Source organism: Streptomyces sp. NPDC059852, from assembly GCF_042731455.1.
Lineage (GTDB): Bacteria > Actinomycetota > Actinomycetes > Streptomycetales > Streptomycetaceae > Streptomyces.
On sequence record NZ_JBHWJK010000005.1, the window covers coordinates 233812 to 255806 of the forward strand.

Consider the following 21995-nt stretch of genomic DNA (forward strand, 5'->3'; position numbering starts at 1 on the left):
GGTGCTCAAGGCGACCCTCAGGAGCTTCCTCGCCCACAAGGGACGGCTCGCGCTGTCCGCCCTGGCGGTGCTCCTGTCGGTGGCGTTCGTCGTCGGCAGCCTCATCTTCTCGGACACCGTCGGCCGCACCTTCGACCGCCTGTTCGCCTCGACGGCCGCCGACGTCACCGTCAGCCCCAAGGAGTCGTTCGACGAGACGATCTCCTCCGGGCGCACCCCGACCCTGCCGGCCGCGCTGGCCGGACGCCTCGCCGGGGTGGACGGTGTCGCGGCGGCCCGCGCGGAGGTCGACGTGGACGGCATCACCGTCGTCGACGCCGACCGCCGTCGGGTCAGCCCGACCTCGGGGGCGCCGACGCTGGCCGCCGTCTGGAACCCGACCGAGCGCAGCCCGGTGGAACTCACCTCCGGGCACGCCCCGCAGGGCGACGGGCAGGTGCTGCTCGACGCGGACACGGCGGACCGGGCGGACGTGGGCGTCGGCGACCGGCTCACCGTCGTCGGCCCGCGCGGCTCCTTCCCCGTCCACGTGGTCGGCGTCGCCACCTTCACCACCACCAACCCCGGTGCCGCGCTGGTCTTCTTCGACACGGCCACCGCGCGGAAGAGGCTGCTCGGCGACGCGGACGCGGCGACCTCCATCGCCCTCGACGCCGCCGACGGCGTCACCGAGCCGGAGCTCGAGCGGCGGGCGGCCGAGGCCCTGGGCGCGGACGCCGCCTCCTACGAACTGCGGACCGCCGACGAGCAGGCGAAGTCGGACGTCGAGCAACTGGGCACGTTCCTCGACGTCATCAAGTGGGTCATGCTCGGTTTCGCCGCGGTCGCCGTCCTGGTCGGCGTGTTCCTGATCGTCAACACGTTCTCCATGCTGATCGCCCAGCGCACCCGTGAGCTGGGGCTGTTGCGCGCGCTGGGCGCGGACCGCCGCCAGGTGCGCCGCTCGGTCCTCGCCGAGGCACTGCTGCTGGGGCTGGCCGGCTCGACGGCGGGGCTGGCGGCCGGAATCGGCCTGGCGGTCGGGCTCATCGAGCTGATGGGTCTGCTGGGCATGCACATCCGGACCGGCGAGATGGTGATCGGCTGGGGCACCCCGGTCGCCGCGTACGTCGTCGGGCTGGGCGTCACCTTCGTCGCCGCCTACCTCCCGGCCCGGCGGGCGGCCGGGGTCTCGCCGATGGCGGCCCTCGCGGCCGCGGAGATCGCGGACGTCGGACGCCCGCTGCGGCTGCGCGCCGTGGTGGGCTCGGCCGTCGGGGCGGTGGGGGCGGCGGCGCTCGCGGGCGCCGCCGTGTCCTCGCGGACGTCCACCGCCGCGTCCCTGCTGGGCGCCGGCGTGCTCCTGACCCTCATCGCCACGGTCGTCGCGGGGCCGCTGCTGGTGCGTCCCGTCATCCGCGTGCTCGGCGGCGCCTTCCCGGCGCTGTTCGGGCCGGTCGGCCGGATGAGCCAGCGCAACGCGCTGCGCAACCCGCGCCGCACGGGTGCCACCGCGGCCGCGCTGATGGTGGGCCTGGCCCTGGTCGGCGGCATGTCGGTGGCGAGCGCGTCGATGTCGACGTCGTTCGACCGGCAGATCGACAAGACCCTCGGGGCCGACTTCGTGGCGCAGGACGGCAACTTCGTGCCCTTCCCGCGGGAGATCGCCGACCGTATCCGGGCCACCGAGGGCGTCGGGCTGACCGTCCGCTCCCAGCTCACGACGATCGCGCTGCGGCTGCCCGACGGGGACCGGGTGCGGACCACCGCCGCCGGATACGAGCCCCGGCTCGACGAGGTCGCCCATCTGACCTACGCGCGCGGGGACTCCGCGGCCGCGCTGGCGGACGGGCATCTCGGGATGGACCGCGACTTCGCCCGGGACCACGGGGTGCGGGTCGGCAGCGTGCTGCCCGTCGAGTTCCAGGACGGGCGCCGCGCCCGGCTGACGGTCGGCGCCCTCACCGACCAGGACTCCGTCGACGGGTTCGGCGCACAGGGGGGCGTCTTCTTCGGCCTGGCCACGCTGGAGAGGTACGCGCCGGGCGGCCAGGACGCGGCCGTGTACGTGAACGCCGCGCCCGGCACGGACACGGACGCGCTGCGGGCCGCTCTGGAGAGGACCCTCGACCCGTATCCGCAGGTGCAGGTCCGGGACGTCGCCGACTACAAGGACCTGGTGCACGACCAGATCGCCGTGCTGCTCTACCTGGTGTACGCGCTGCTGGGCCTGGCGATCGTCATCGCGGTGCTCGGGGTGGTCAACACGCTCGCCCTGTCGGTCGTGGAGCGGACCCGGGAGATCGGGCTGCTGCGGGCCATCGGGCTGGCCCGGCGCCAGTTGCGCCGGATGATCCGGCTGGAGTCGGTGGTGATCGCCGTGTTCGGCGCCGTCCTCGGGCTCGTCCTGGGGCTGGTGTGGGGCGTGTGCGCACAGCAGGTGCTGGCGTTGCAGGGCATGACGGCGCTGGCGATCCCCTGGGGCACGATCGTCGCCGTGGTGATCGGATCGGCGGTGGTGGGGGTCGTCGCGGCGCTGCTGCCCGCGTTGCGCGCCTCGCGCATGAACGTGCTGGCGGCCATCGCCCACGAGTGACGGGCGGGGAGCCGGGACGGGCGTCCATATGCCGGAAACCTCTGCGGCGCCCCGGGCCCGGTGGTGGGATCGGCTCATGAGTGATCTTCGTTTGCGTTCCGCCACCGCCCGGGACCTGGACGCCGTGCTGGCCTTCTGGAAGTCGGCCGCCGAGGGCACCAGCATCAGCGACGACCGGGACGGCGTGGAGCGGCTCGTCGCCCGCGACCCCGAGGCGCTGATCCTCGCCGAGCTGGACGGCGAGCTGGCCGGCACGGTGATCGCGGGCTTCGACGGCTGGCGCTGTCATCTGTACCGGCTGGCGGTGCACCCGGACCGGCGCCGTCAGGGGATCGGCTCGGCACTGCTGGCCGCGGCCGAGGAGCGGTTCGTACGGCTCGGCGGGCGGCGCGGCGACGCGATGGTCCTGGAACGGAACACCCGTGCGCATCATGCCTGGCGTGCAGCGGGGTACACGCCCGAGGACCAATGGCGGCGGTGGGTCAAGCACCTCACCGACTGACCGCTTTGCCGATCCTTTACTATTGGGGTTCCCCTTCGGTCCTCCAGTGAAAGGTGTGAGCCTCCGCCCATGGGCGAGCCTCCCAGCTGTAGACATCGCGCATTCGTTCCCACCCTGTCCGACCATGGGACGGAGGTGACCCGATGACCGAAGTGCTCCTCCTTCTGGTGGCGATCCTGCTGTCGCTGGCGTGCGGCGCGTTCGTCGCGGCCGAGTTCTCCCTGACGACCGTCGAGCGCAGCGAGCTGGAGCGGGCGGCGGAGCGCGGCGAGCGCGGCGCGGCCGGCGCTCTCAAGGCCGTACGGAACCTGACCTTCCAGCTGTCCGGCGCGCAGCTCGGCATCACCGTCACCAACCTGGTCGTTGGCATGCTCGCCGAACCGTCCATCGCCGCCCTGCTCGCGGGCCCGCTGGAGTCCATCGGGATCTCCGGCTCGACGGCGCGTTCGGTCGCGCTGGTCATCGGTACGGCCCTGTCGACGGTCGTCCTGATGGTCGTCGGTGAACTCGTCCCGAAGAACTGGGCGATCTCCTCCCCGCTCGCCGTCGCCAAACGCGTGGGCAGCGCCCAGCGCTGGTTCAGCGCGGTCTTCCGGCCCTTCATCACGCATCTGAACAACACGGCGAACCGCATAGTGCGGCGCGTCGGCGTCGAGCCCACCGAGGAGCTGGCCGCCGCGCGCGGGCCCCAGGAGCTGGCCGCGCTGGCCCGGCACTCCGCCCGGGAGGGCGCCCTGGAGGCGGACACCGCGGAGCTGTTCGTACGGACGCTGAACCTGGCCGACCTGACCGCGGAGAACGTGATGACCCCGCGCGTGCAGGTCGTCGCCCTAGAGGCGCAGGCCACCTGCGAGGACGTGGCGAACGCGACCCGCGCGACGGGCCTGTCCCGCTTCCCGGTCTACCGCGGCAACCTCGACTCGGTGGTGGGCACCGCCCACATCAAGGACATCCTCGCGGTGCCCGCCGAGGAACGGCCGCGCACCCCGGTGTCCGAGCTGATGCGCGAGCCGCTGCTGGTCCCCGCCACCCTCACCGTCGACCGGCTCCTCGACCGCCTCTCCGGCAAGCGCACCATGGCCGTGGTCATCGACGAGTACGGCGGCACCGCGGGCGTCGCCACCCTGGAGGACATCGTCGAGGAGGTCGTCGGCGAGGTCCGCGACGAGCACGACCCGCACGAGACGCCCGACATCGCCCCCGCCGGCAGCGACGAACGAGGCCGCGCGCTGTACTCGGCCGACGGCTCGGCGCGCACCGACCAGCTCGCGCGCGTGGGCCTCAAGGTGCCTGAGGGCCCCTACGAGACCCTGGCCGGTCTCGTCGCCACCGAGCTCGGCCGGATCCCCGCCGTCGGCGACGAGGTCGAGGTCGCCAGGTGGCAGCTCGACGTGGTGGACGCCGCCGGCCGCAGGGCCGCGCGGGTGCTGTTGCACGCCCCGCTCGACGAACCGGCGGAGCACGAGACGCAGGAGGACGGGCGATGACCGCCGTACAGCTGTTCATCGGCCTGCTGACGCTGGTCGTCAACGCCTTCTTCGTGGGCGCCGAGTTCGCGCTGATCTCGGTGCGCCGCTCCCAGATCGAGCCCTACGCCGAGCAGGGGGACCGCCGCGCCAAGAGCGTGATGTGGGGGCTGCAGCACGTGTCCGCGCTGCTGGCCGCCGCCCAGCTCGGCATCACCCTGTGCACCCTGGTGCTCGGCATCGTCGCCGAGCCGGCCATCGCGCATCTGCTGGAGCCCGTGTTCCACGCGGTGGGCGTCCCCGAGGGCGCCGGTCACGCGGTCTCCTTCGTGATCGCGCTGACGCTGGCCACCTATCTGCACATGCTCCTCGGCGAGATGGTGCCGAAGAACATCGCCCTGGCCGAGCCGGTGCGCAGCGCCCTGCTGCTGGGCCCGCCGCTGATCACGCTGTCCCGGGCGCTGCGGCCGGTGATCTTCACGATCAACGCGTTCGCCAACGCGCTCCTGCGGCTGCTGCGGGTGGAGACCAAGGACGAGGTCACGGCGACCTTCTCGGACTCCGAGCTGGCGCGGATGGTGCGCGACTCGGGTGAGGCCGGCCTGATCGACGAGCGTGCGCGTGAGCGCCTGCACGACGCGCTGGAGCTGGGCCGCCGGCCCGTACGCGACGTGGTGCTTCCGCTGGAGCGGGTCGTCTACGCGCACGTGGGCGTCACCCCGGAGGAGCTGGAGAGGCTGTCGGCGCAGTCGGGCTTCTCGCGCTTCCCGGTGGTCGACACGGGCCGCCGTATCGTCGGCTACCTCCACGTCAAGGACGCGCTCGACGCCACCCCGCGCGACGTGCCGTTCCAGATCCGGGACATGCGGGCCATCGCGCGCGTCCGGGAGAGCACACCGCTGGACGACGTGCTCACGGCGATGCGGGGCAGCCGTACGCACCTCGCGGCCGTCCTCGGCGACGACGGGCGGCTGGCGGGGCTGGTGACCATGGAGGACGTGCTGCGGGAGCTGTTCGGGCAGCGCGTCTGACGGGGCCGGAGAGTGGTTCCCGGGCCGACCGACCGCTGGGTATGGAGCACGGGATACCATTTCCGTCGCCATGCAGACGAATCCCACTCACAGCAGCCTGGTCGCCGTCGGCGACTCCTTCACCGAGGGCATGTCGGACCTTCTCCCGGACGGTTCGTACCGGGGCTGGGCCGATCTCCTCGCCGGCCGGATGGCCGCCCAGAACCCCGGCTTCCGGTACGCGAACCTCGCCGTGCGCGGCAAGCTGATCGGGCAGATCGTCGACGAGCAGGTCGACGTGGCCGCCGCGATGGGCGCCGACGTGGTCACGCTGGTCGGCGGGCTCAACGACACCCTGCGGCCCAAGTGCGACATGGGCCGGGTGCGGGGCCTGCTGGAGGAGGCCGTGGAGAAGCTGGCCCCGGCCTGCCGGCAGCTGGTGCTCATGCGCAGCCCCGGACGGCAGGGGCCGGTCCTGGAGCGGTTCCGGCCCCGCATGGAGGAGCTGTTCGCCTGTGTGGACGAGCTGGCGGAGCGGCACGGCGCGATCGTCGTCGACCTGTACGGGGCGCCGTCGCTGAGCGACCCGCGGATGTGGGACGTGGACCGGCTGCATCTGACGGCCGACGGGCACCGCCGGGTCGCGGAGGCCGTGTGGCAGGCGCTCGGCTACGACCCGGCCGACACCGAGTGGCGTACACCGCTGCCGGCGTCGGTGCCGCCGCGCTGGGTCGCCCGGCGGGTCGCGGACGTGCGTTTCGCGCGTCAGCACCTGCTGCCCTGGATAGGGCGGCGCCTGACCGGACGGTCCTCGGGCGACGGACGGCCGGCGAAGCGGCCGGAGCTGCTGCCGTACGACGGGCCGGCCGCGTAAGGCACCGCGCGTACGTGGTGGCGCCCCTGCCGCCTCGCGCGGCAGGGGCGTTCGTGTTCCTGCGGTTCCAGCCGTCCTAGCCGCGCGAGGCGGCGCGGCTGCGGCGGTACAGCACGGTGCCGGCGATCAGCAGGGCGCCGCTGGCGGCGATGCCTCCCACGACCCCTCCGACACCCGTCTCGGGCAGGTGCGGCCGCTCCGACCCGGCCGGCGGGCTCTGCGACGGCGCCGGGCCGGGCTCGTGGGGCGTGGGCGAGGGGGCGGGGCGGGTGGGGGTGGGCTCGGGGGTGTCGGGCTCGTCTCCGTAGCCGTAGCCGTGCCCGCTGGGCTCGTCCGGCTTGTCGGACTCCTCGCCGTACCCGTACCCGTACCCGTGACCGGAGCCGTAGCCATGGCCGTGACCGGTGGGCTCGGACGGCTCGTCGCCGTAGCCGTAGCCGTGCCCCTCGTCGGACGGCTCGTCGGAGCCGTAGCCGCTCGGCTCGTCCGTGCCGTAGCTCGCGCCGGACGGCTCGTCGCTTCCGTAGCCGGCGCCGGACGGCTCGTCGGAACCGTAGGAGGCGGTGCCCTCGCCGGACGGGGCGGCTCCGGGGAGTTCCAGCTCGTCGAGCCTCTCGTCCACGCCGTCGAGCTGCTCGTCCATCGCGCCGAGTTTGTCGTCCAGCTGATTCGGCCCGTCGGAGTCCGACGCTTTCGCGTGGCCCGGCAGGACGACGGCGGATTTCACCACGGTGCCCTGTACACGCGGGGCCGCGGACGCACTGGTGCCGTACAGGGACAGGGCGCTCGTCGCGGCAGCGGCCACGATCAATCCCCTGGTCAGAGCCTGTCGCATTCTCGTTGTCTTTCTTTCGGACGGAAAGGGAGGCCGACGTCGGTCATCGACACGAATGCGGCGCTCGCCGGAATTCGAGAGGTCGTGGCAGGAAGGGTGACGCGCAGCTGCGAACTCGCCACGACCTGCAGACTATGAACGAGTTGTGAAGGCCCCGGGAAACCGGGACGCGGTCACCTGCGGGGAATTCACCCGATCGACCCGCCACGGCCGTCCGCCCGGGCCCGGCGCCCGGGTCCGCGGCCCTGACCTGGGGCGCTCGGGCGGAGCGGCGCCCGGGGCCCGGAGGGCGCCGGGTAAACTCCGTGCACGTGACTTCTGCGCCCGCCAAGCCCCGCATCCCGAACGTCCTCGCCGGACGCTACGCCTCCACCGAGCTCGCCACGCTCTGGTCCCCCGAGCAGAAGGTGAAGCTCGAGCGTCAGCTCTGGCTCGCCGTGCTGCGGGCCCAGAAGGACCTCGGCATCGAGGTGCCGGACGAGGCGATCGCCGACTACGAGCGCGTCCTCGACACCGTGGACCTGGCGTCGATCGCCGAGCGCGAGAAGGTCACCCGGCACGACGTGAAGGCGCGGATCGAGGAGTTCAACGCGCTCGCCGGACACGAGCACGTGCACAAGGGCATGACCTCGCGTGACCTCACGGAGAACGTCGAGCAGCTGCAGATCCGCCTCTCGCTGGAGCTGATGCGCGACCGTACGGTGGCCGTGCTGGCCCGTCTCGGCAAGCTGGCCGGTGAGTACGCCGAGCTGGTCATGGCCGGCCGCTCGCACAACGTCGCCGCCCAGGCCACCACCCTCGGCAAGCGCTTCGCGACCGCCGCGGACGAGCTCCTCGTGGCGTACGGCCGGGTCGAGGAGCTGCTCGGCCGGTATCCGCTGCGCGGCATCAAGGGCCCGGTGGGCACCGCTCAGGACATGCTCGACCTGCTCGGCGGGGACCCGGTGAAGCTCGCGGAGCTGGAGGACCGGATCGCCGCGCACCTGGGCTTCTCGCAGGCGTTCACGTCGGTCGGCCAGGTCTACCCGCGCTCGCTGGACTACGAGGTGGTGACCGCGCTGGTGCAGCTGGCCGGGGCGCCGTCCTCGCTGGCCAAGACGATCCGGCTGATGGCCGGGCACGAACTGGTGACCGAGGGCTTCAAGCCGGGCCAGGTCGGCTCCTCCGCGATGCCGCACAAGATGAACACCCGGTCCTGCGAGCGGGTCAACGGCCTGATGGTGATCCTGCGCGGCTACGCCTCGATGACCGGCGAGCTGGCGGGCGACCAGTGGAACGAGGGCGACGTCTCCTGCTCGGTGGTCCGCCGGGTCGCCCTGCCGGACGCCTTCTTCGCGCTGGACGGCCTCCTGGAGACGTTCCTGACCGTCCTCGACGAGTTCGGTGCCTTCCCGGCCGTCGTCGCCCGCGAACTGGACCGCTACCTGCCGTTCCTCGCCACCACCAAGGTGCTGATGGGCGCCGTGCGCGCCGGTGTGGGCCGTGAGGTCGCGCACGAGGCGATCAAGGAGCACGCCGTCGCCTCGGCGCTGGCGATGCGGGAGCAGGGCGCCGAGCGCAACGAACTGCTCGACAAGCTGGCCGCCGACGAGCGCATCCCGCTGGACCGGGCGGAGCTGGACGCGCTGATGGCCGACAAGCTGTCCTTCACCGGTGCCGCCGCCGCGCAGGTCGGTGTGGTCGTGAGCCGGATCGAGGAGATCGTGAAGCAGCGTCCGGAGGCCGCGGGCTACACGCCCGGCGCGATCCTCTGACCGGGCGCACGGCATGCCGCGCTTCACCGCCGAGCAGTTGGAGGCCGCCCGCGACCGCCTCGTCCCCGACGTGGTCGCGGACGGCCTGCGTGTGCTGTTCTGCGGGATCAACCCCGGTCTGATGACGGCCGCGACCGGCCATCACTTCGCCCGCCCCGGCAACCGCTTCTGGCCGGTGCTGCACCTGTCCGGCTTCACGCCGCGGCTGCTGAAGCCATCGGAGCAGGGGGAGTTGCCGTCGTACGGGCTCGGCATCACGAACGTCGTCGCGCGGGCGACGGCGCGGGCCGACGAGCTGAGCGCCGAGGAGTACCGGGAGGGCGGCCGGCTGCTGGCCGCCAAGGTGGAGCGGCTGCGGCCGCGCTGGCTGGCCGTCGTCGGGGTGACCGCCTACCGGGCGGCGTTCGACGACCGCGGGGCGCGGGTGGGTCCGCAGGAGCGGACGATCGGCCGGACACGGGTGTGGGTGCTGCCCAACCCGAGCGGGCTGAACGCGCATTGGACGGCGGCGACGATGGCGGAGGAGTTCGCCCGGCTGCGGGTGGCCGCGCAGGAGTGAGCCGTCAGGGCGGGTCCCGGTCGGTCACCATCAGCAGGAGTTCGGGGTCCGCGTCCGGGTCCCGGTCGGCGACGGCGAGGCTGATCCAGCGGCCGGTGCCCGGCTCCCGCCAGGTCCGCAGGTCGTCCGCGCGAAGGCCCAGCTCGGCCCAGGGCTCGGGTATCTCCTCGCCCCGGGCCCCGCGTTCCAGCAGCGTCACGCTCCCCCAGCGCGCCCCCGCCCCCCAGCGCTCCTCGAACCGCTCTATGAGCGCGGCCTCGTGGGCGTACAGGTCGGCGGCCGTGCCGCCGCCGGCGGCTCCCAGCACCACGAGGAAGTAGCCGGGGCCGCCCGGGGCGGGGCCCGCCCCTTCGCGCGCGGCGGGGAACTCCCGGCTGCACAACGAGTCGGTCAGGGCCAGGTCGTTCACGACGTCCATGGGGTGCAGTATCGCCTTCCCCACTGACAATTGGCGTGGCGTCAGGTGTCCCTGCGCCGTACGCTCCACGCTCCCGCGAGGAGCGCGGCGGCCGTCCACAGCGCGGTCACGGCGAGCCCGGACCAGGGTCCGAGGGAGCCGTCGTACGTCCGGTGGAGGACGGTCTGCCCCGCCTTGTCCGGGAGGAAGTCGGCCACGGTGCCCACCGCGTCGCCGACCACGAACGACACCACGAGGATGAACGGGATCAGGACGGACAGCGTGGCCACCCCGCTGCGGAACACGGCGGTCAGACCGGCCGCGAACAGCGCCATGAGCATGAGGTAGAGGCCGCATCCGGCGATCGCGCGCGCCTGGTCGGAGCCGGTCAGGCCGTCCGCGCGGGCCGCGGCGAGGGCCGCCGCCGCGGTCACGAGCCCGGTGAGGAGGACCGGCACGGCGACGGCCGTCAGCTTCGCGGCGAACCAGCGCCCGCGCCGCGGGACCGCGGCCAGCGACAGCCGCAGCGCTCCCCCGTGGTACTCGGCGGCCATGGCCAGGGCGCCGAAGGAGACGGCGGCGATCTGCCCGGGCAGCACCCCGAAGAGTGCCGTGAACAGCGGGTCGGAGTCCGGGTCGTCGCCCGCGTCGGAGCCCGCGAGCGCGGAGAACGCCACGGTCACCACGAACAGCGCGGCCAGCGCGGCCGGAAGGGACCGCAGCGTACGGATCTTGAGCCACTCCGAGTGGAGTACGGGTGCGTTCGCCATGGTCAGACCTCCTGCGGCTGTGCGGTGAACTCGGTCGCCTCCGAGGTGAGATCCAGGTACGCCTGCTCCAGCGTGCCCTCCTCGGCGGCGAGTTCGAGGAGCGGGACGCCCGCCTGTGAGGCGAGGCGGCCGACGGCGTCCACACGCGCGTGGCGTACCGTCCAGTGCCCGTCCTCGTGCCGGTCGGCGTCGAGGCCGTGCCGGGCGATCAGCGACTCCAGCGCCTCGGCGTCACTGGTGCGGACCCGGACGCGTGGCTCCACGCGCGCGCTGATGAACTCCCGCATCGGGGTGTCGGCCAGCAGCCGGCCGCGGCCCAGGACCACCAGGTGGTCGGCGAACGTGGCGGTCTCGTTCATCAGATGGCTGGAGACGAGGACCGTGCGGCCCTCTTCCGCGAGGCGGCGCAGCAGTTCGCGGATCCAGATGATGCCCTCCGGGTCGAGGCCGTTGGACGGCTCGTCGAGCAGCACGACCTCGGGGTCGCCGAGGAGCGCCGCCGCGATGCCGAGCCGCTGGCGCATCCCCAGGGAGTACGTCTTCACCCTGCGCCGGGCCACCGAGGCGAGCCCCGTCCGCGCCAGCACCTCGTCGGCCCGGGACGCCGGGATGCGGTTGCTCGCGGCGAGGACGCGCAGATGGTCGCGGCCGGTGCGGGAGCCGTGCGCCGCCCCGGCGTCGAGCAGGGCACCGACCGTGCGCAGGGGGTCCTTCAGGGTGGCGTAGGGGCGGCCGCCGACCGTGGCCGTCCCGGACGTGGGCCGGTCGAGGCCGAGCACGAGCCGCAGGGTGGTGGACTTGCCGGCGCCGTTGGGGCCGAGGAAGCCGGTGACGCGGCCGGGGAGGACGGTGAAGGTCAGGTCGTCCACGGCTCGCCTGGTGCCGTACTCCTTGGTGAGTGCCTGGACTTCGATGCTGGTCATGGCCTCAGCCTGACCGGCGGGGGCGGGGCGGGGCCTCCCCCGCGGGTGGAGACCGTCTCCCCCGTGCGGGGGAGGCCCGTTGTCGGTGGTGCCTGGCACGATGACGCGATGGTCCGTTTGCTGCGCCCGTTCGGCCGGGCGGTGACGTACACACGGCTGCTGCACCTGTTCGTGACCGTCGTGTGGCCGGCGATGCTGATCTTCATCAAGGAGGCGTGGTGGATCTGGCCGCTGGCCGCCGCGACGCTCGTCCCCGCCGGGCTGGTGCCGGCGGTGCGCACGGTCGAGGGGCTGCAGGCACGGCTGCTGCTGATCGGGCACCGTCACGACAGCGGCGGCGATGACGGCGGCCCGGGGATCGTCGTCGCGCCCTCCGCGACCTGGGCGGACCGGTGGCGGCTCGTGCTGTGGCTGGAGGCGCGGTTCCTCCTCGGGTGCGCCTCGATCGCGCTGAGCGCCCAACTGCTGTTCACCATCGCCGATCTGATGGCGGCCTCCGCGGGCTCCCGGCCGGACAGCGGGATCGTGGCCGCGCTCGGTCCTGCGCGCGCGTGGCACATCGTGCTCGTGCCCGTGCTGCTCGCGGCGCTGGCGGCGACCGTGTGGGGCGCGGGCCGGCTGATCACGGCCCTCGCGGTGCGGCTTCTCGGGCCCTCCCCCACCGAGCGGCTGGCCGCCCTGGAGGAGCGCACCGAGCAACTGCTGGAACGCACCCGTATCGCCCGGGAGCTGCACGACTCGATCGGGCACGCGCTGACCGTGGCCGTCCTCCAGGCCGGCGCGGCCCGCGCGGCGGACGATCCGGCGTTCACGCGGCGGGCGCTGGACGCCATCGAGGAGACGGGACGGGCCGCCCTGGAGGACCTGGAGCGCGTCCTGGGCGTCCTGCGGGACTCCGGGAGGCCCGCCGGCTCCCGGCCCACGCTGACGGACGCCGGCCGTCTGCTGGAGTCGGCGCGGGCGTCCGGCGCCGAGGTGGACGCGGATCTGGCGGGGCCTCTGGAGGGCGTGCCGGGACCGGTCTCCCGGGAGGGCTACCGCATCCTGCAGGAGTCGCTGACCAATGTGCTGCGGCACGCGGGGCCCGTGCCGGCCCGGGTCCGCGTCAGCGTCGAGGGCGCCGCCCTCCGTCTCGACGTGCGCAACCCCCTGCCCGCCGGCCCACCGGAGCCGGGAAGAGGCATCGGCCTGCAGGGCATACGCGAGCGCGCCGCCCTGCTGGGTGGCCACGCGAGCGCCGGTCCCGTCGGAGACGACTGGCAGGTGCACGTGGAACTGCCGATGAGGTGATCTAGCCTGTCGGGATGCCGGTCAGAGTGCTCCTCGTCGATGACGAACCCCTCGTACGGGCGGGTCTTCGGGCCGTGCTCGAGGCGCAGGGCGACATCGAGGTCGTCGGGGAGGCCGCCGACGGGGCGGCGGTGATCCCGCTGGTGCGCGTGCTGCGCCCGGACGTCGTCGCCATGGACGTACGGATGCCGCTGCTGGACGGCATCGAGGCCACGCGCGCGGTGCTGCGCGTGGTCGCCGAGCCGCCGAAGATCGTCGTGATCACCACCTTCGAGAACGACGAGTACGTCTACGAGGCGCTGCGCGCCGGGGCGGACGGCTTCCTGCTGAAGCGGGCCCGCCCGGCCGAGATCGTGCACGCGGTACGGCTGGTCGCCGCGGGCGAGTCGCTGCTGTTCCCCGCCTCGGTGCGGCAGTTGGCGGCGCGCTACGGGGACGACGGCGGCAATCGTGCGGCGCGCGCGGCGCTGGAACGGGCCCGGCTGACCGAGCGGGAGGCCGACGTGCTGCGCCTGATGACGCGTGGGCTGTCGAACGCCGAGATCGCCGAGCGGCTCGTCGTGGGCACGGAGACGGTGAAGTCGCATGTGAGCGCCGTGCTGGCGAAGCTGGGGGCGCGCGACCGCACGCAGGCGGTGATCACGGCGTACGAGTCGGGGTTCGTCGCGCCGGGGTGAGGCGGCCGGGGCGACGGGCGGCCCCGTCCCGTGTGACGCCCGGCACTCGCAGGGGTGGGCGCCGACGAGTAGCATCCGCCCAACACGCGCACGAGCTGGGAGGACGGACCTTTGGGGCAGCTGACCGGTGGGGATCCCTCGCTGCTGCGAAGGATCAACTCCGCGGTGGTGCTGCACGCGCTGCGTGCCACGGATGCCGCCACGCTGACGGAGATCACCCGGGTGACGGGACTGTCCCGGCCCACCGTCGAGGGGGTCGTCGAGGGGCTGATCGAGGCGGGGTACGTCGTCGAGAAGGCGGCTGACGACAGTGTCGCCCGCCGGCAGGGCCGGCCCGCGCGGCGGTTCCGGTTCCGTGCCGAGGCGGGTCATCTGCTGGGCCTGGACATCGGCGCGCACCGGGTCGCCGCGCTGCTCGCCGACCTGGACGGCCGGGTGATGGGCGCCACCACCAAGGACGTCGACGAGGCGGCCGACGCCGACGAGCGCCTGGAGAAGGTCCGCACGGCGGTCGTGGAGCTGCTGCGCCGGGCCGGGGTCGCGCGCGGCTCCTTGCGGGCCGTCGGGGTGGCGACGCCGGGCATCGTGGAGGCCGACGGCACCGTGCGGCTGGGGGCGGCGCTGCCCGGCTGGACCGGGCTGCGGCTGGGCGAGCGGCTGAGCCGGTCCTTCAAGTGCCCGGTGCTGGTGGAGAACGACGCCAACGCGGCGGCGGTCGCCGAGCACTGGAAGGGGTCGGCGACCGAGTCCGACGATGTGGTGTTCGTGCTGGCGGGGCTGAGCCCGGGCGCCGGTTCGCTGATCGGCGGGAAGCTGCACCGCGGGTTCGGCGGCGCGGCCGGGGAGATCGGCGCGCTGCACATGCTGGGCCGTGAGGCGACGCCGGAGACGCTGCTGTCGACCACGGACGAGCCGTTGCGTCCGCTCGACGAGCGGGCCGTGGCGGCGGTGTTCGCCCAGGCCCGTGAGGGCGATCAGCGCGCGCTGGAGGCCGTCGACCGGTTCATCCAGCGGCTCGTGCACGACGTGGCCGCCCTGGTCCTCGCCCTGGACCCGGAGCTGGTCGTGGTGGGGGGCTGGGCGGCCGGCCTGGACGGTGTCCTGGAGCCGCTGCGGCGGGAGTTGTCCCGCTACTGCCTGCGCCCGCCGAACGTGGCCCTGTCCCTGCTCGGTGAGGCCGCCGTGGCGACGGGTGCGCTGCGGCTCGCCCTCGACCATGTGGAGGAGCAGCTGTTCGCGGTCGAGGGGACGGTCACGGGCCGCCGGTGAGCGTGTCCGCGTCCCGGAGCGGGAGTCCGGGGCGCGGGCTGTCGCGCCGTCAGGAGGCCCGGCGCTCCGGGTCCTCGTGGATCTCCACGCCTCCGGTGTCGCCGAAGGTCAGCCGGCAGGTGTCGGCGCGGTAGGTGGCGACGGAGAGCGCAGCGGTCCTGCCGCGCGCGAGGTAACGCGTCGTCACGACAAGCACCGGCGCTCCGGGCAGCCGGTCGAGTTCCCTGGCGTCGTCGGCGCGGGCCGAGCCCAGTTCGACGGCGCTCTCCCGGCCCTCCAGCTCCAGTCGCTGGAGCTCGCGCAGCACGGCACGCGCGCGTGCGGCGCCCGACGGGGCGTCGATGGCGGACAGGTCGGGCACCGAGGACGGCGGCACGTAGAGCAGTTCGGCGGCGACCGGCTGACCGTGCGTCACCCGGGAGCGGCGCACGGTGTGCACGGGTTCGCCGGTGCCGGTCACCAGGGTGTCGGCGACCGTGGCGGGCGGCGCCGCGAGGGCGCAGTCCGTGGCCTGCCAGCCGTCCTCGGCGGCTCCGGGCCAGGCGTGCTGCTCGGTGCCCACGGCCACGCCCACGCGCGGCGGTGCGACGGTCGTGCCGACACCGCGGCGGCGTTGCAGCCTGCCTTCGAGTTCGAGCTGTTCCAGTGCCTGGCGGAGCGTGGCCCGGGCGACGCCGAAGCGGGCGGCCAGGTCGCGTTCGTTGGGCAGGATCTCGCCCACCGAGAACTCCGATTCAAGTGCCTCGCTGAGCACGGTCCTCAGGTGCCAGTACTTCGGTTCCGGCACCGTTTCCAGCTGCGTGGTCCCCACCCTGTCCTCCGCAATCGCCGTGGCCCGGCGGCGTTTCAGCGCCTTGTTTATTAAAGGTTGTTGCACTTGTCAGCGACCATAGGACGGCCCACACCCTTGGTCAATACCAATCACCCGGACCGCTCACGGGCTGTGATCACGCCCTCACGTGGCCTGTCGGCCGCTTGTCATGCGCCTGTGAGGGCCCTGAGCTTGTCGGGGTTGCGGATGACGTAGACCGCCTGGATCCGCCCGTCCAGGACGTCCACCTGGAAGACGCTGTCGGGCGTGCCGCCGGACAGGACCAGGAGCGCGGGGCCGCCGTTGATCTCCAGGTATCGGAAGCTCGCGTCGGCGATGCCCTTCCGCGCCACGCCCGCGAGGAAACGGCCCACGTGGTCGGCGCTCTCCAGGATCCGCAGCGGCGCCTTGGCCTTGCCTCCGCTGTCGCCGATGAGCCGGACGTCCGGCGCGAGCAGCGACATGAGCCCCTCCAGGTCGCCGCCGGCGGCCGCGGCGAGGAACCGTTCGGTCAGGTCGCGCCGCTCGGCCGGGTCGACCTCGTAGCGGGGCCGTCGTTCCTCGACGTGCCGGCGGGCGCGCCCGGCGAGCTGACGTACCGCCGCCTCGCCCCGGTCGAGCATGGCGGCGATCTCGGCGTAGGGGTAGCCGAAGGCCTCCCGGAGGACGAACACCGCCCGCTCCAGCGGCGACAGGGACTCCAGGACGATCAGCACGGCGAGGGACACGGAGTCGGCGAGGACGGCCCGTTCCGCGGTGTCCGGGACGCGGTCGCCGAAGTCGGTGACGTACGGCTCCGGCAGCCAGGGGCCGACGTAGCTCTCGCCGCGCACCTTGACCTGGCGCAGCCGGTCGATGGCCAGGCGGGTGGTGACACGCACCAGGTAGGCGCGTGGTTCGCGCACCTCGGACCGGTCGGCCCGGGACCAGCGCAGCCAGGCATCCTGGACCACGTCCTCCGCGTCGGCCACACGGCCGAGCATGCGGTAGGCGACCCCGAGGAGGACGGGGCGGTGCTCTTCGAAGACGTCGGTCTCGGCATCGGTGGTCACGGCACCATCCCATCCCGGCGCGGTGGGACGTGTCCAGGCGATTCGGACGGCCGCCGTCCGATGTCCCCTGGGCGGCGGCCGCCGGAACCACTCCTCGGCAACGGGGGTCTACCCGTCGGTAGCAATTGCTGACAAGCTGTCTACGGCCGTCCGTCGGCGTGTCCAGCCGGGTTCAGAGTAGGAGCACCGCCATGTCCGCCACCGTCTCCTTCCAGGTCGCGTCGCCTCTCGGGCCGCGCGACGTGAGCGTCGACTACGCGCGCGTGGGCCGCGGCGAGCCGCTGCTCCTGCTGCACGGCATCGGTCACCACCGGCAGGTCTGGGACCCGGTGCTCGACATCCTCGCGACCGAGCGGGAGGTCATCACGGTGGACCTGCCCGGCTTCGGGACCTCCCCCGGCCTGCCGAACGGGCTCGCCTACGACCTGGCCACGACGACGGCCGTGTTCGGCGCCTTCTGCGAGGCCCTGGAACTGGACCGTCCGCATGTCGCGGGCAACTCGCTGGGCGGGCTGATCGCCCTGCAGCTCGGCCGCGAGAAGCTCGCCCGGTCCGTCACCGCCCTGTCCCCCGCCGGCTTCTGGACCCCGGCCGAGCGGCGCTACGCCTTCGGCGTCCTGCTCGCGATGCGGCACATCTCCCGGCGGATGCCGCTGCCACTGGTCGAGCGGCTGTCCCGGTCGGCGGCCGGGCGTACGGCGCTGACCAGCACCATCTACGCCCGCCCGGGCCGCCGCTCACCGGAGGCCGTGGTCGCCGAGACGCTCGCGCTGGCCGGCGCCACGGGCTTCGACCAGACCCTGCGGTCCGGCCGGGCCGTCCAGTTCCTGGACGACATCTCCGAGATCCCGGTGACCGTGGCCTGGGGCAGCCGGGACCGGCTGCTCATCCCCCGTCAGGGTGTGCGCGCCAAGCGGGTCATCCCCAAGGCGCGGCTCGTCCGGCTGCCCGGCTGCGGCCACTGCCCCATGAACGACGACCCGGCCCTGGTCGCGCGCGTCATCCTCGACGGCAGCCGCTGACCCGCGGCGCGGCCGGAGCGCACCGGAGCCCAGGGCGACCCCGGCGCCGACCAGGGCGCTGCCGAGTCCCTGCACGGCGCCGTAGGAGCCGGTCCCGGCCAGCGGGGCGGTGCAGGCGGCGGCCACCGGGATGAGACCGGAGAAGAGCGTGGCCCGCTCGGCGCCGATGCGCTGCATGCCCATGTACCAGCACACGAAGCCGACGACCGTGACGATCGCCGCCTGCCACAGCAGTGCGGCGGTCTCGGTCGCGTCGGGCCGGCGCAGCCACCCGGTGCCGTCCGCGAGCAGCCCGACCAGTGCGGCCTGGACGGCGGCGACCCCGCAGACCGTCGCGGACAGCAGACGCGGCCCCAGCGGCCGCAGCACGGGTACGGCGAGGACCGCGAAGCCCACCTCGCCGACCAGCGCGCACACCGAGAAGGCGATGCCGGTGCCGTCGGTGCGGCCCCACCCCTGCACGGTGAACGCGCCGACCGCGACGAGCGCGGCGCCGTACAGCACGGCCCGTTGCGGGCGGCGGCCGTCCAGAAGCGGGACGAGCACGGCCACGGCCACGGGGGCGCAGCCGACGAACACGCCGGGAACGGCGGGTTCCGCCGTGCGTTCGGCGGCGAGGACGGCGAGGTTGAACCCGAGCATGCCGACGGCGGCGAGCACCCCGAGCCGCACCCACTGGCGGACGGTGAGCGCGCGCAGGCGCGCGGGGGCACCGCGTCCGGCGAGCGGGACCAGCAGCAGGCAGGCGAGCGCGTAGCGCAGGAACTGGCCGCCGGCGTACGGATAGTCGCCGAGCAGGCTGTTGGCGGTGAAGGATCCTCCGACGAGGACGCAGGCGAGCGCGGCGAGCAGCGCGCCGCGCGTGGTGGTGGCGTTCATGGCAGTGACGCTAGGAACGGCGGCGGCCCGGTTTAAGGTCCACTTCCATGACGTCATCGGAGACCAATTCCGCGCGGGACACCGCACGGGACGCCACGTCGCACGCCTGGGAGGTGCTGCTGCCCGCGGTCGCGGCACCCCCACGCGCGCGTGGACGGTCGCTGCGGGAGGCGCTGCGCGAGGCGGTGCGGTCGGGACGGCTGGCTCCGGGGACGCGGCTTCCGTCGAGCCGGGATCTCGCCGCCGACCTCGGGGTGTCGCGCGGATTGATCACCGAGGCGTACGAACAGCTGACGGCGGAGGGGTATCTGCGCAGCGGCCGGGGTGCCGGGACCTGGGTGGGGGGTGCCGCGCGGGCCGCGCCGCCCCGCGCGCGGGACCACGCGCCCCGCCCCGCCGGGGCACGGGCCGGCTTCGTACCCGGCACGCCGGACGTGTCGCTGTTCCCCCGGCCCGCGTGGGCGGCGGCGCAGCGCGCCGTCCTGACCGAACTCCCCCACGACGAGCTGGGGTACCCGGACCCGCGCGGCCTGCCCAGGCTGCGCTCCGCGCTGGCCGCGCTCCTGGCGCGTCGCCGGGGCGTGGTCGCCGATCCCGAGCGGATCGTGGTGCTGTCCGGGGTGTCGCAGGCGATGGCGGTGCTCGGCTTCGTGCTGCACGCGCGCGGCATCCACGAGGTCGGTGTCGAGGATCCGGGAAGCCCGCAGCACGCCGCCCTGTACGCCGCCGCCGGGGTGCGGGCGGTGCCGCTGCCCCTGGACGGCGAGGGCCCGGCGATGGGTCCGCTGCGGGCGTCGGGCGTGCGGTGTGTCGTGACGACACCCGCCCACCAGTTCCCGACCGGCATCGCCTGTTCCGCGCGCCGGCGTGCCGAACTGCTCGACTGGGCGCGATCCGTGGACGGGTTCGTGCTCGAGGACGACTACGACGGCGACTTCCGGTACGACCGGGCGCCCGTGGGCGCGCTCCAGGGACTCGACCCGCAACGCATCGCCTACGCCGGGTCGGTCAGCAAGTCCCTCGCACCCGGGCTGCGGCTCGGCTGGCTCCTGGTGCCGGAGGCGCTGGCCGAGGAGGTCGTCGAGCGCAAGCGGACCATGGACCTCGGTCATCCCACGCTCGACCAGGCGGTGTTCGCCCGGTTCGTGGAGCGCGGCGACTACGACCGGCAGCTGCGCCGCTGCCAGCGGGCGTACCGGGAGCGCCGCGACACGCTCGTCACGGCGCTCGACGAGCACTTCCCCGGAGCACGCGTCACCGGGATCGCGGCCGGGCTCCACGTCATCGCCGCGCTGCCCGCACGGTACGGCCCCGAGGAGCGGTTCCTCGCGCGCGTGGCGGCGGCCGGGGTGGCCGTACATCCGCTGACGCACTACACGCACGCGCGTGCCGGGGGCGGCGAGGAGGACGCGGGGGTGCGTCTCGTGCTGGGGTACGCGCACCTGCCGCCGGGCCGGATACGGGCGGGGGTGCGGGCGATGGCCGAGGCGGCCGGGCCGGGCTGACGAGGGTGGAGGCGTGCGGTGTTCACCTCGGGGCGGCCGGAATCCCGCGTCCCCCGGCCGTCCGGGTGAACGCCCGGTTCCCTCCCGGCCGGGACCGGTTGTTCACTTGTGGTTTCCGTCGACGCCCAGGCGCACCAGTAGTTGTGGCTCTGCACACCGGCCGGATCACGCCCCTGGAGGCTTGCCATGTCCCTTCCTCTCCCGGACCGCCGCGGCGTCCTGCGCGGCACGCTGGCCGCGTCGGCGGCCCTCACCCTGCCCGCCGCCATCGGCTCCGCACCCGCCTTCGCCCGGTCCGGACGGCCGAGAGCGGACTGGGGCGTGCAGACGGGCGACGTGACGGCGGACTCGGGTCTGGTGTGGGTGCGGTCGGACCGCCCGGCCCGGATGATCGTCGAGACGTCGGCGACCGAGTCGTTCCGCAGGACGCGCCGCTGGCACGGCCCGCTCCTGGGCCCCGGCACCGACTTCACCGGCACGACGCGGCTGCACGGCCTGCCCTCCGGGGAGCAGATCCACTACCGGGTGCTGCTCGCCGACCCCGACGACCCGCGCCGCACGGGCGAGCCGGTCGCCGGCACGTTCCGTACGGCCTCCGCGCGGCGCCGGGACGGGGTGCGCTTCCTGTGGTCGGGCGACCTGGCCGGGCAGGGCTGGGGCATCAACCCGGACTTCGGCGGCTACCGCATCTACGACGCGATGGCGCGGCTCGACCCGGACTTCTTCCTGTGCAGCGGGGACAACATCTACGCCGACGGACCGATCTCGTCGTCCGTCACCCTGCCCGACGGCAGCGTCTGGCGGAACGTCACCACCGAGGAGAAGTCCAAGGTGGCGGAGACGCTGACCGAGTTCCGCGGCGCCTTCCGCTACAACCTGCTCGACGCGAACCTCCGGCGCTTCAACGCCCAAGTGCCCTCGATCGTCCAGTGGGACGACCACGAGGTGCTGAACAACTGGTACCCCGGTGAGATCCTGACCGACGCCCGCTACACGGAGAAGAACGTCGACGTCCTGGCCGCCCGCGCCCGGCGGGCCTTCTCGGAGTACTTCCCCCTGTCGACGCTGCGGCGCCCGTCGGGCCGCGTCCATCGGGTGATCAACCACGGCCCGCTGCTCGACGTGTTCGTGCTCGACATGCGCAGCCACCGCGACGCCAACTCCCCCGGCGACCAGCCCACCGACGCCCAGGGCATCCTCGGCGCCGAGCAATTGGCCTGGCTCAAGCGGGAACTCGCCCGTTCACGAGCGGTGTGGAAGGTGATCGCCGCGGACATGCCCCTGGGCCTGGTGGTGCCGGACACCGGGGACGGCAGGCCGGACATCGAGGGCGTGGCCCAGGGCGACCCGGGCGCTCCGCTGGGGCGGGAGCTGCAGATCGCCGAACTGCTGCGGTTCATCAAGCATCGCCGGATCACGGGCACGGTGTGGCTGACCGCCGACGTGCACCACACCTCGGCGCAGCACTACCAGCCGTCGCGGGCCGCCTTCGGCGACTTCGAGCCGTTCTGGGAGTTCGTCTCCGGTCCGCTGAACGCGGGTGCGTTCCCGGCGAGCGCCCTCGACGGCACCTTCGGCCCGGAGCGGGTCTTCGTGAAGGCGCCGACGACGTCCAACGTCGGTCCGGCCGGCGGCTACCAGTTCTTCGGCGAGGTCGACATCGACGGCGGCAGCGGCGAACTGACCGTGCGGCTGCGCGAGTCGGACGGGACCGTGCTGTTCACCAAGGTCCTGCAGCCGGGCCGCGTCGGTCAGTGACTCCTCTACCCTGGAAGGCGTGTCGCGCGCCGGCGTCATCCCCCGGTGCGCGGCACGGCCTCCGGAC

Annotated in this window: 19 protein-coding genes and 1 pseudogene; 13 read left to right on the forward strand and 7 right to left on the reverse strand. The window is 73.8% G+C overall.

The window, feature by feature from the left end:
- The first annotated feature begins 1 nt into the window (after position 1).
- The 5 genes from ACFV46_RS09090 to ACFV46_RS09110 all read left to right on the forward strand — a co-directional run bounded on the left by ACFV46_RS09090 (position 2) and on the right by ACFV46_RS09110 (position 6427).
- On the forward strand, positions 2-2575 hold the full coding sequence (locus ACFV46_RS09090) for an ABC transporter permease (protein ID WP_385497594.1): 2574 nt from the start codon (positions 2-4) through the stop codon (positions 2573-2575).
- Positions 2576-2651: 76 nt separating this feature from the next.
- Entirely contained in the window at positions 2652-3077 is a 426-nt protein-coding gene (locus tag ACFV46_RS09095) for a GNAT family N-acetyltransferase (RefSeq protein WP_151782887.1), read from the forward strand.
- Positions 3078-3220: 143 nt separating this feature from the next.
- The gene (locus ACFV46_RS09100) at positions 3221-4564 is read left to right on the forward strand and encodes a hemolysin family protein (RefSeq protein ID WP_376728441.1); all 1344 of its coding nucleotides are present in this window, start codon (positions 3221-3223) and stop codon (positions 4562-4564) included.
- A complete protein-coding gene (locus ACFV46_RS09105; protein ID WP_385497595.1) occupies positions 4561-5574 on the forward strand; it encodes a hemolysin family protein in 1014 nt (337 codons plus the stop codon). The genes ACFV46_RS09100 and ACFV46_RS09105 overlap by 4 nt, the downstream gene beginning before the upstream one ends.
- A gap of 70 nt (positions 5575-5644) precedes the next feature.
- Complete coding sequence (locus ACFV46_RS09110; RefSeq protein ID WP_385497597.1) at positions 5645-6427, forward strand: SGNH/GDSL hydrolase family protein; 783 nt, start codon at positions 5645-5647, stop codon at positions 6425-6427.
- A 76-nt stretch (positions 6428-6503) separates the two neighbouring features.
- On the opposite strand, the gene ACFV46_RS09115 is transcribed toward ACFV46_RS09110, so the two are convergent.
- The gene (locus ACFV46_RS09115) at positions 6504-7232 is read right to left on the reverse strand and encodes a hypothetical protein (protein ID WP_385497599.1); all 729 of its coding nucleotides are present in this window, start codon (positions 7230-7232) and stop codon (positions 6504-6506) included.
- Positions 7233-7573: 341 nt separating this feature from the next.
- Between ACFV46_RS09115 and purB the strand changes: the two genes are divergently transcribed.
- Complete coding sequence (gene purB / locus ACFV46_RS09120) at positions 7574-9016, forward strand: adenylosuccinate lyase (RefSeq protein WP_151782892.1); 1443 nt, start codon at positions 7574-7576, stop codon at positions 9014-9016.
- Positions 9017-9029: 13 nt separating this feature from the next.
- On the forward strand, positions 9030-9575 hold the full coding sequence (gene mug / locus ACFV46_RS09125) for a G/U mismatch-specific DNA glycosylase (protein ID WP_361930575.1): 546 nt from the start codon (positions 9030-9032) through the stop codon (positions 9573-9575).
- 4 nt (positions 9576-9579) lie between these two features.
- Here mug and ACFV46_RS09130 read toward each other — a convergent pair whose 3' ends face one another.
- Genes ACFV46_RS09130 through ACFV46_RS09140 form a run of 3 tightly spaced genes read right to left on the reverse strand, consistent with a single transcriptional unit; the run spans position 9580 to position 11665 of the window.
- Positions 9580-9993, reverse strand: coding sequence for a hypothetical protein (locus ACFV46_RS09130; protein WP_385497601.1), 414 nt, complete (start codon positions 9991-9993; stop codon positions 9580-9582).
- 41 nt (positions 9994-10034) lie between these two features.
- Complete coding sequence (locus ACFV46_RS09135) at positions 10035-10742, reverse strand: ABC transporter permease (RefSeq protein ID WP_385497602.1); 708 nt, start codon at positions 10740-10742, stop codon at positions 10035-10037.
- A 2-nt stretch (positions 10743-10744) separates the two neighbouring features.
- The gene (locus tag ACFV46_RS09140; protein WP_385497603.1) at positions 10745-11665 is read right to left on the reverse strand and encodes an ABC transporter ATP-binding protein; all 921 of its coding nucleotides are present in this window, start codon (positions 11663-11665) and stop codon (positions 10745-10747) included.
- A gap of 108 nt (positions 11666-11773) precedes the next feature.
- On the opposite strand from ACFV46_RS09140, the gene ACFV46_RS09145 reads away from it, so the two are divergent.
- From ACFV46_RS09145 to ACFV46_RS09155, 3 genes are all read left to right on the forward strand, one after another.
- The gene (locus ACFV46_RS09145; RefSeq protein ID WP_385497604.1) at positions 11774-12955 is read left to right on the forward strand and encodes a histidine kinase; all 1182 of its coding nucleotides are present in this window, start codon (positions 11774-11776) and stop codon (positions 12953-12955) included.
- Positions 12956-12969: 14 nt separating this feature from the next.
- Entirely contained in the window at positions 12970-13632 is a 663-nt protein-coding gene (locus ACFV46_RS09150) for a response regulator (protein ID WP_385497606.1), read from the forward strand.
- Between the two features lie 111 nt (positions 13633-13743).
- Positions 13744-14901 (forward strand): ROK family protein, encoded by a 1158-nt coding sequence (locus ACFV46_RS09155; RefSeq protein ID WP_361930589.1) that lies wholly within the window; start codon positions 13744-13746, stop codon positions 14899-14901.
- A gap of 49 nt (positions 14902-14950) precedes the next feature.
- Here ACFV46_RS09155 and ACFV46_RS09160 read toward each other — a convergent pair whose 3' ends face one another.
- Together ACFV46_RS09160 and ACFV46_RS09165 are read right to left on the reverse strand one after the other, a co-directional pair.
- On the reverse strand, positions 14951-15712 hold the full coding sequence (locus tag ACFV46_RS09160) for a GntR family transcriptional regulator (protein ID WP_361930592.1): 762 nt from the start codon (positions 15710-15712) through the stop codon (positions 14951-14953).
- A gap of 167 nt (positions 15713-15879) precedes the next feature.
- Positions 15880-16764 (reverse strand): RNA polymerase sigma-70 factor, encoded by an 885-nt coding sequence (locus ACFV46_RS09165; protein WP_376728433.1) that lies wholly within the window; start codon positions 16762-16764, stop codon positions 15880-15882.
- A 191-nt stretch (positions 16765-16955) separates the two neighbouring features.
- Here ACFV46_RS09165 and ACFV46_RS09170 point away from each other — a divergent pair, with 191 nt between their 5' ends.
- On the forward strand, positions 16956-17786 hold the full coding sequence (locus ACFV46_RS09170) for an alpha/beta fold hydrolase (protein WP_385497608.1): 831 nt from the start codon (positions 16956-16958) through the stop codon (positions 17784-17786).
- A 90-nt stretch (positions 17787-17876) separates the two neighbouring features.
- Here the strand turns inward: ACFV46_RS09170 and ACFV46_RS09175 are convergent.
- Positions 17877-18722 (reverse strand): annotated as a pseudogene (locus ACFV46_RS09175) (DMT family transporter); the annotation flags it as partial.
- Between ACFV46_RS09175 and ACFV46_RS09180 the strand changes: the two are divergent.
- Both ACFV46_RS09180 and ACFV46_RS09185 read left to right on the forward strand, forming a co-directional pair.
- Positions 18713-20170 carry a PLP-dependent aminotransferase family protein gene (locus ACFV46_RS09180; protein WP_385497609.1) on the forward strand — a complete coding sequence of 486 codons (1458 nt, stop codon included), beginning with the start codon at positions 18713-18715 and terminating at the stop codon, positions 20168-20170. The pseudogene ACFV46_RS09175 and the gene ACFV46_RS09180 overlap by 10 nt on opposite strands.
- A 186-nt stretch (positions 20171-20356) precedes the next feature.
- Positions 20357-21928, forward strand: coding sequence for an alkaline phosphatase D family protein (locus ACFV46_RS09185; RefSeq protein WP_385497611.1), 1572 nt, complete (start codon positions 20357-20359; stop codon positions 21926-21928).
- Positions 21929-21995 lie beyond the last annotated feature (67 nt).

Coding starts and splice junctions, on each gene's coding strand:
- ACFV46_RS09145 (WP_385497604.1), top strand. CDS start 11,774: ATGGTCCGTTTGCTGCGCCCGTTCGGCCGGGCGGTGACGTACACACGG.
- ACFV46_RS09150 (WP_385497606.1), top strand. CDS start 12,970: ATGCCGGTCAGAGTGCTCCTCGTCGATGACGAACCCCTCGTACGGGCG.
- ACFV46_RS09110 (WP_385497597.1), top strand. CDS start 5,645: ATGCAGACGAATCCCACTCACAGCAGCCTGGTCGCCGTCGGCGACTCC.
- mug (WP_361930575.1), top strand. CDS start 9,030: ATGCCGCGCTTCACCGCCGAGCAGTTGGAGGCCGCCCGCGACCGCCTC.
- ACFV46_RS09185 (WP_385497611.1), top strand. CDS start 20,357: ATGTCCCTTCCTCTCCCGGACCGCCGCGGCGTCCTGCGCGGCACGCTG.
- ACFV46_RS09135 (WP_385497602.1), bottom strand. CDS start 10,742: ATGGCGAACGCACCCGTACTCCACTCGGAGTGGCTCAAGATCCGTACG.
- ACFV46_RS09095 (WP_151782887.1), top strand. CDS start 2,652: ATGAGTGATCTTCGTTTGCGTTCCGCCACCGCCCGGGACCTGGACGCC.
- ACFV46_RS09140 (WP_385497603.1), bottom strand. CDS start 11,665: ATGACCAGCATCGAAGTCCAGGCACTCACCAAGGAGTACGGCACCAGG.
- ACFV46_RS09180 (WP_385497609.1), top strand. CDS start 18,713: ATGACGTCATCGGAGACCAATTCCGCGCGGGACACCGCACGGGACGCC.
- ACFV46_RS09100 (WP_376728441.1), top strand. CDS start 3,221: ATGACCGAAGTGCTCCTCCTTCTGGTGGCGATCCTGCTGTCGCTGGCG.
- ACFV46_RS09130 (WP_385497601.1), bottom strand. CDS start 9,993: ATGGACGTCGTGAACGACCTGGCCCTGACCGACTCGTTGTGCAGCCGG.
- ACFV46_RS09105 (WP_385497595.1), top strand. CDS start 4,561: ATGACCGCCGTACAGCTGTTCATCGGCCTGCTGACGCTGGTCGTCAAC.
- ACFV46_RS09170 (WP_385497608.1), top strand. CDS start 16,956: ATGTCCGCCACCGTCTCCTTCCAGGTCGCGTCGCCTCTCGGGCCGCGC.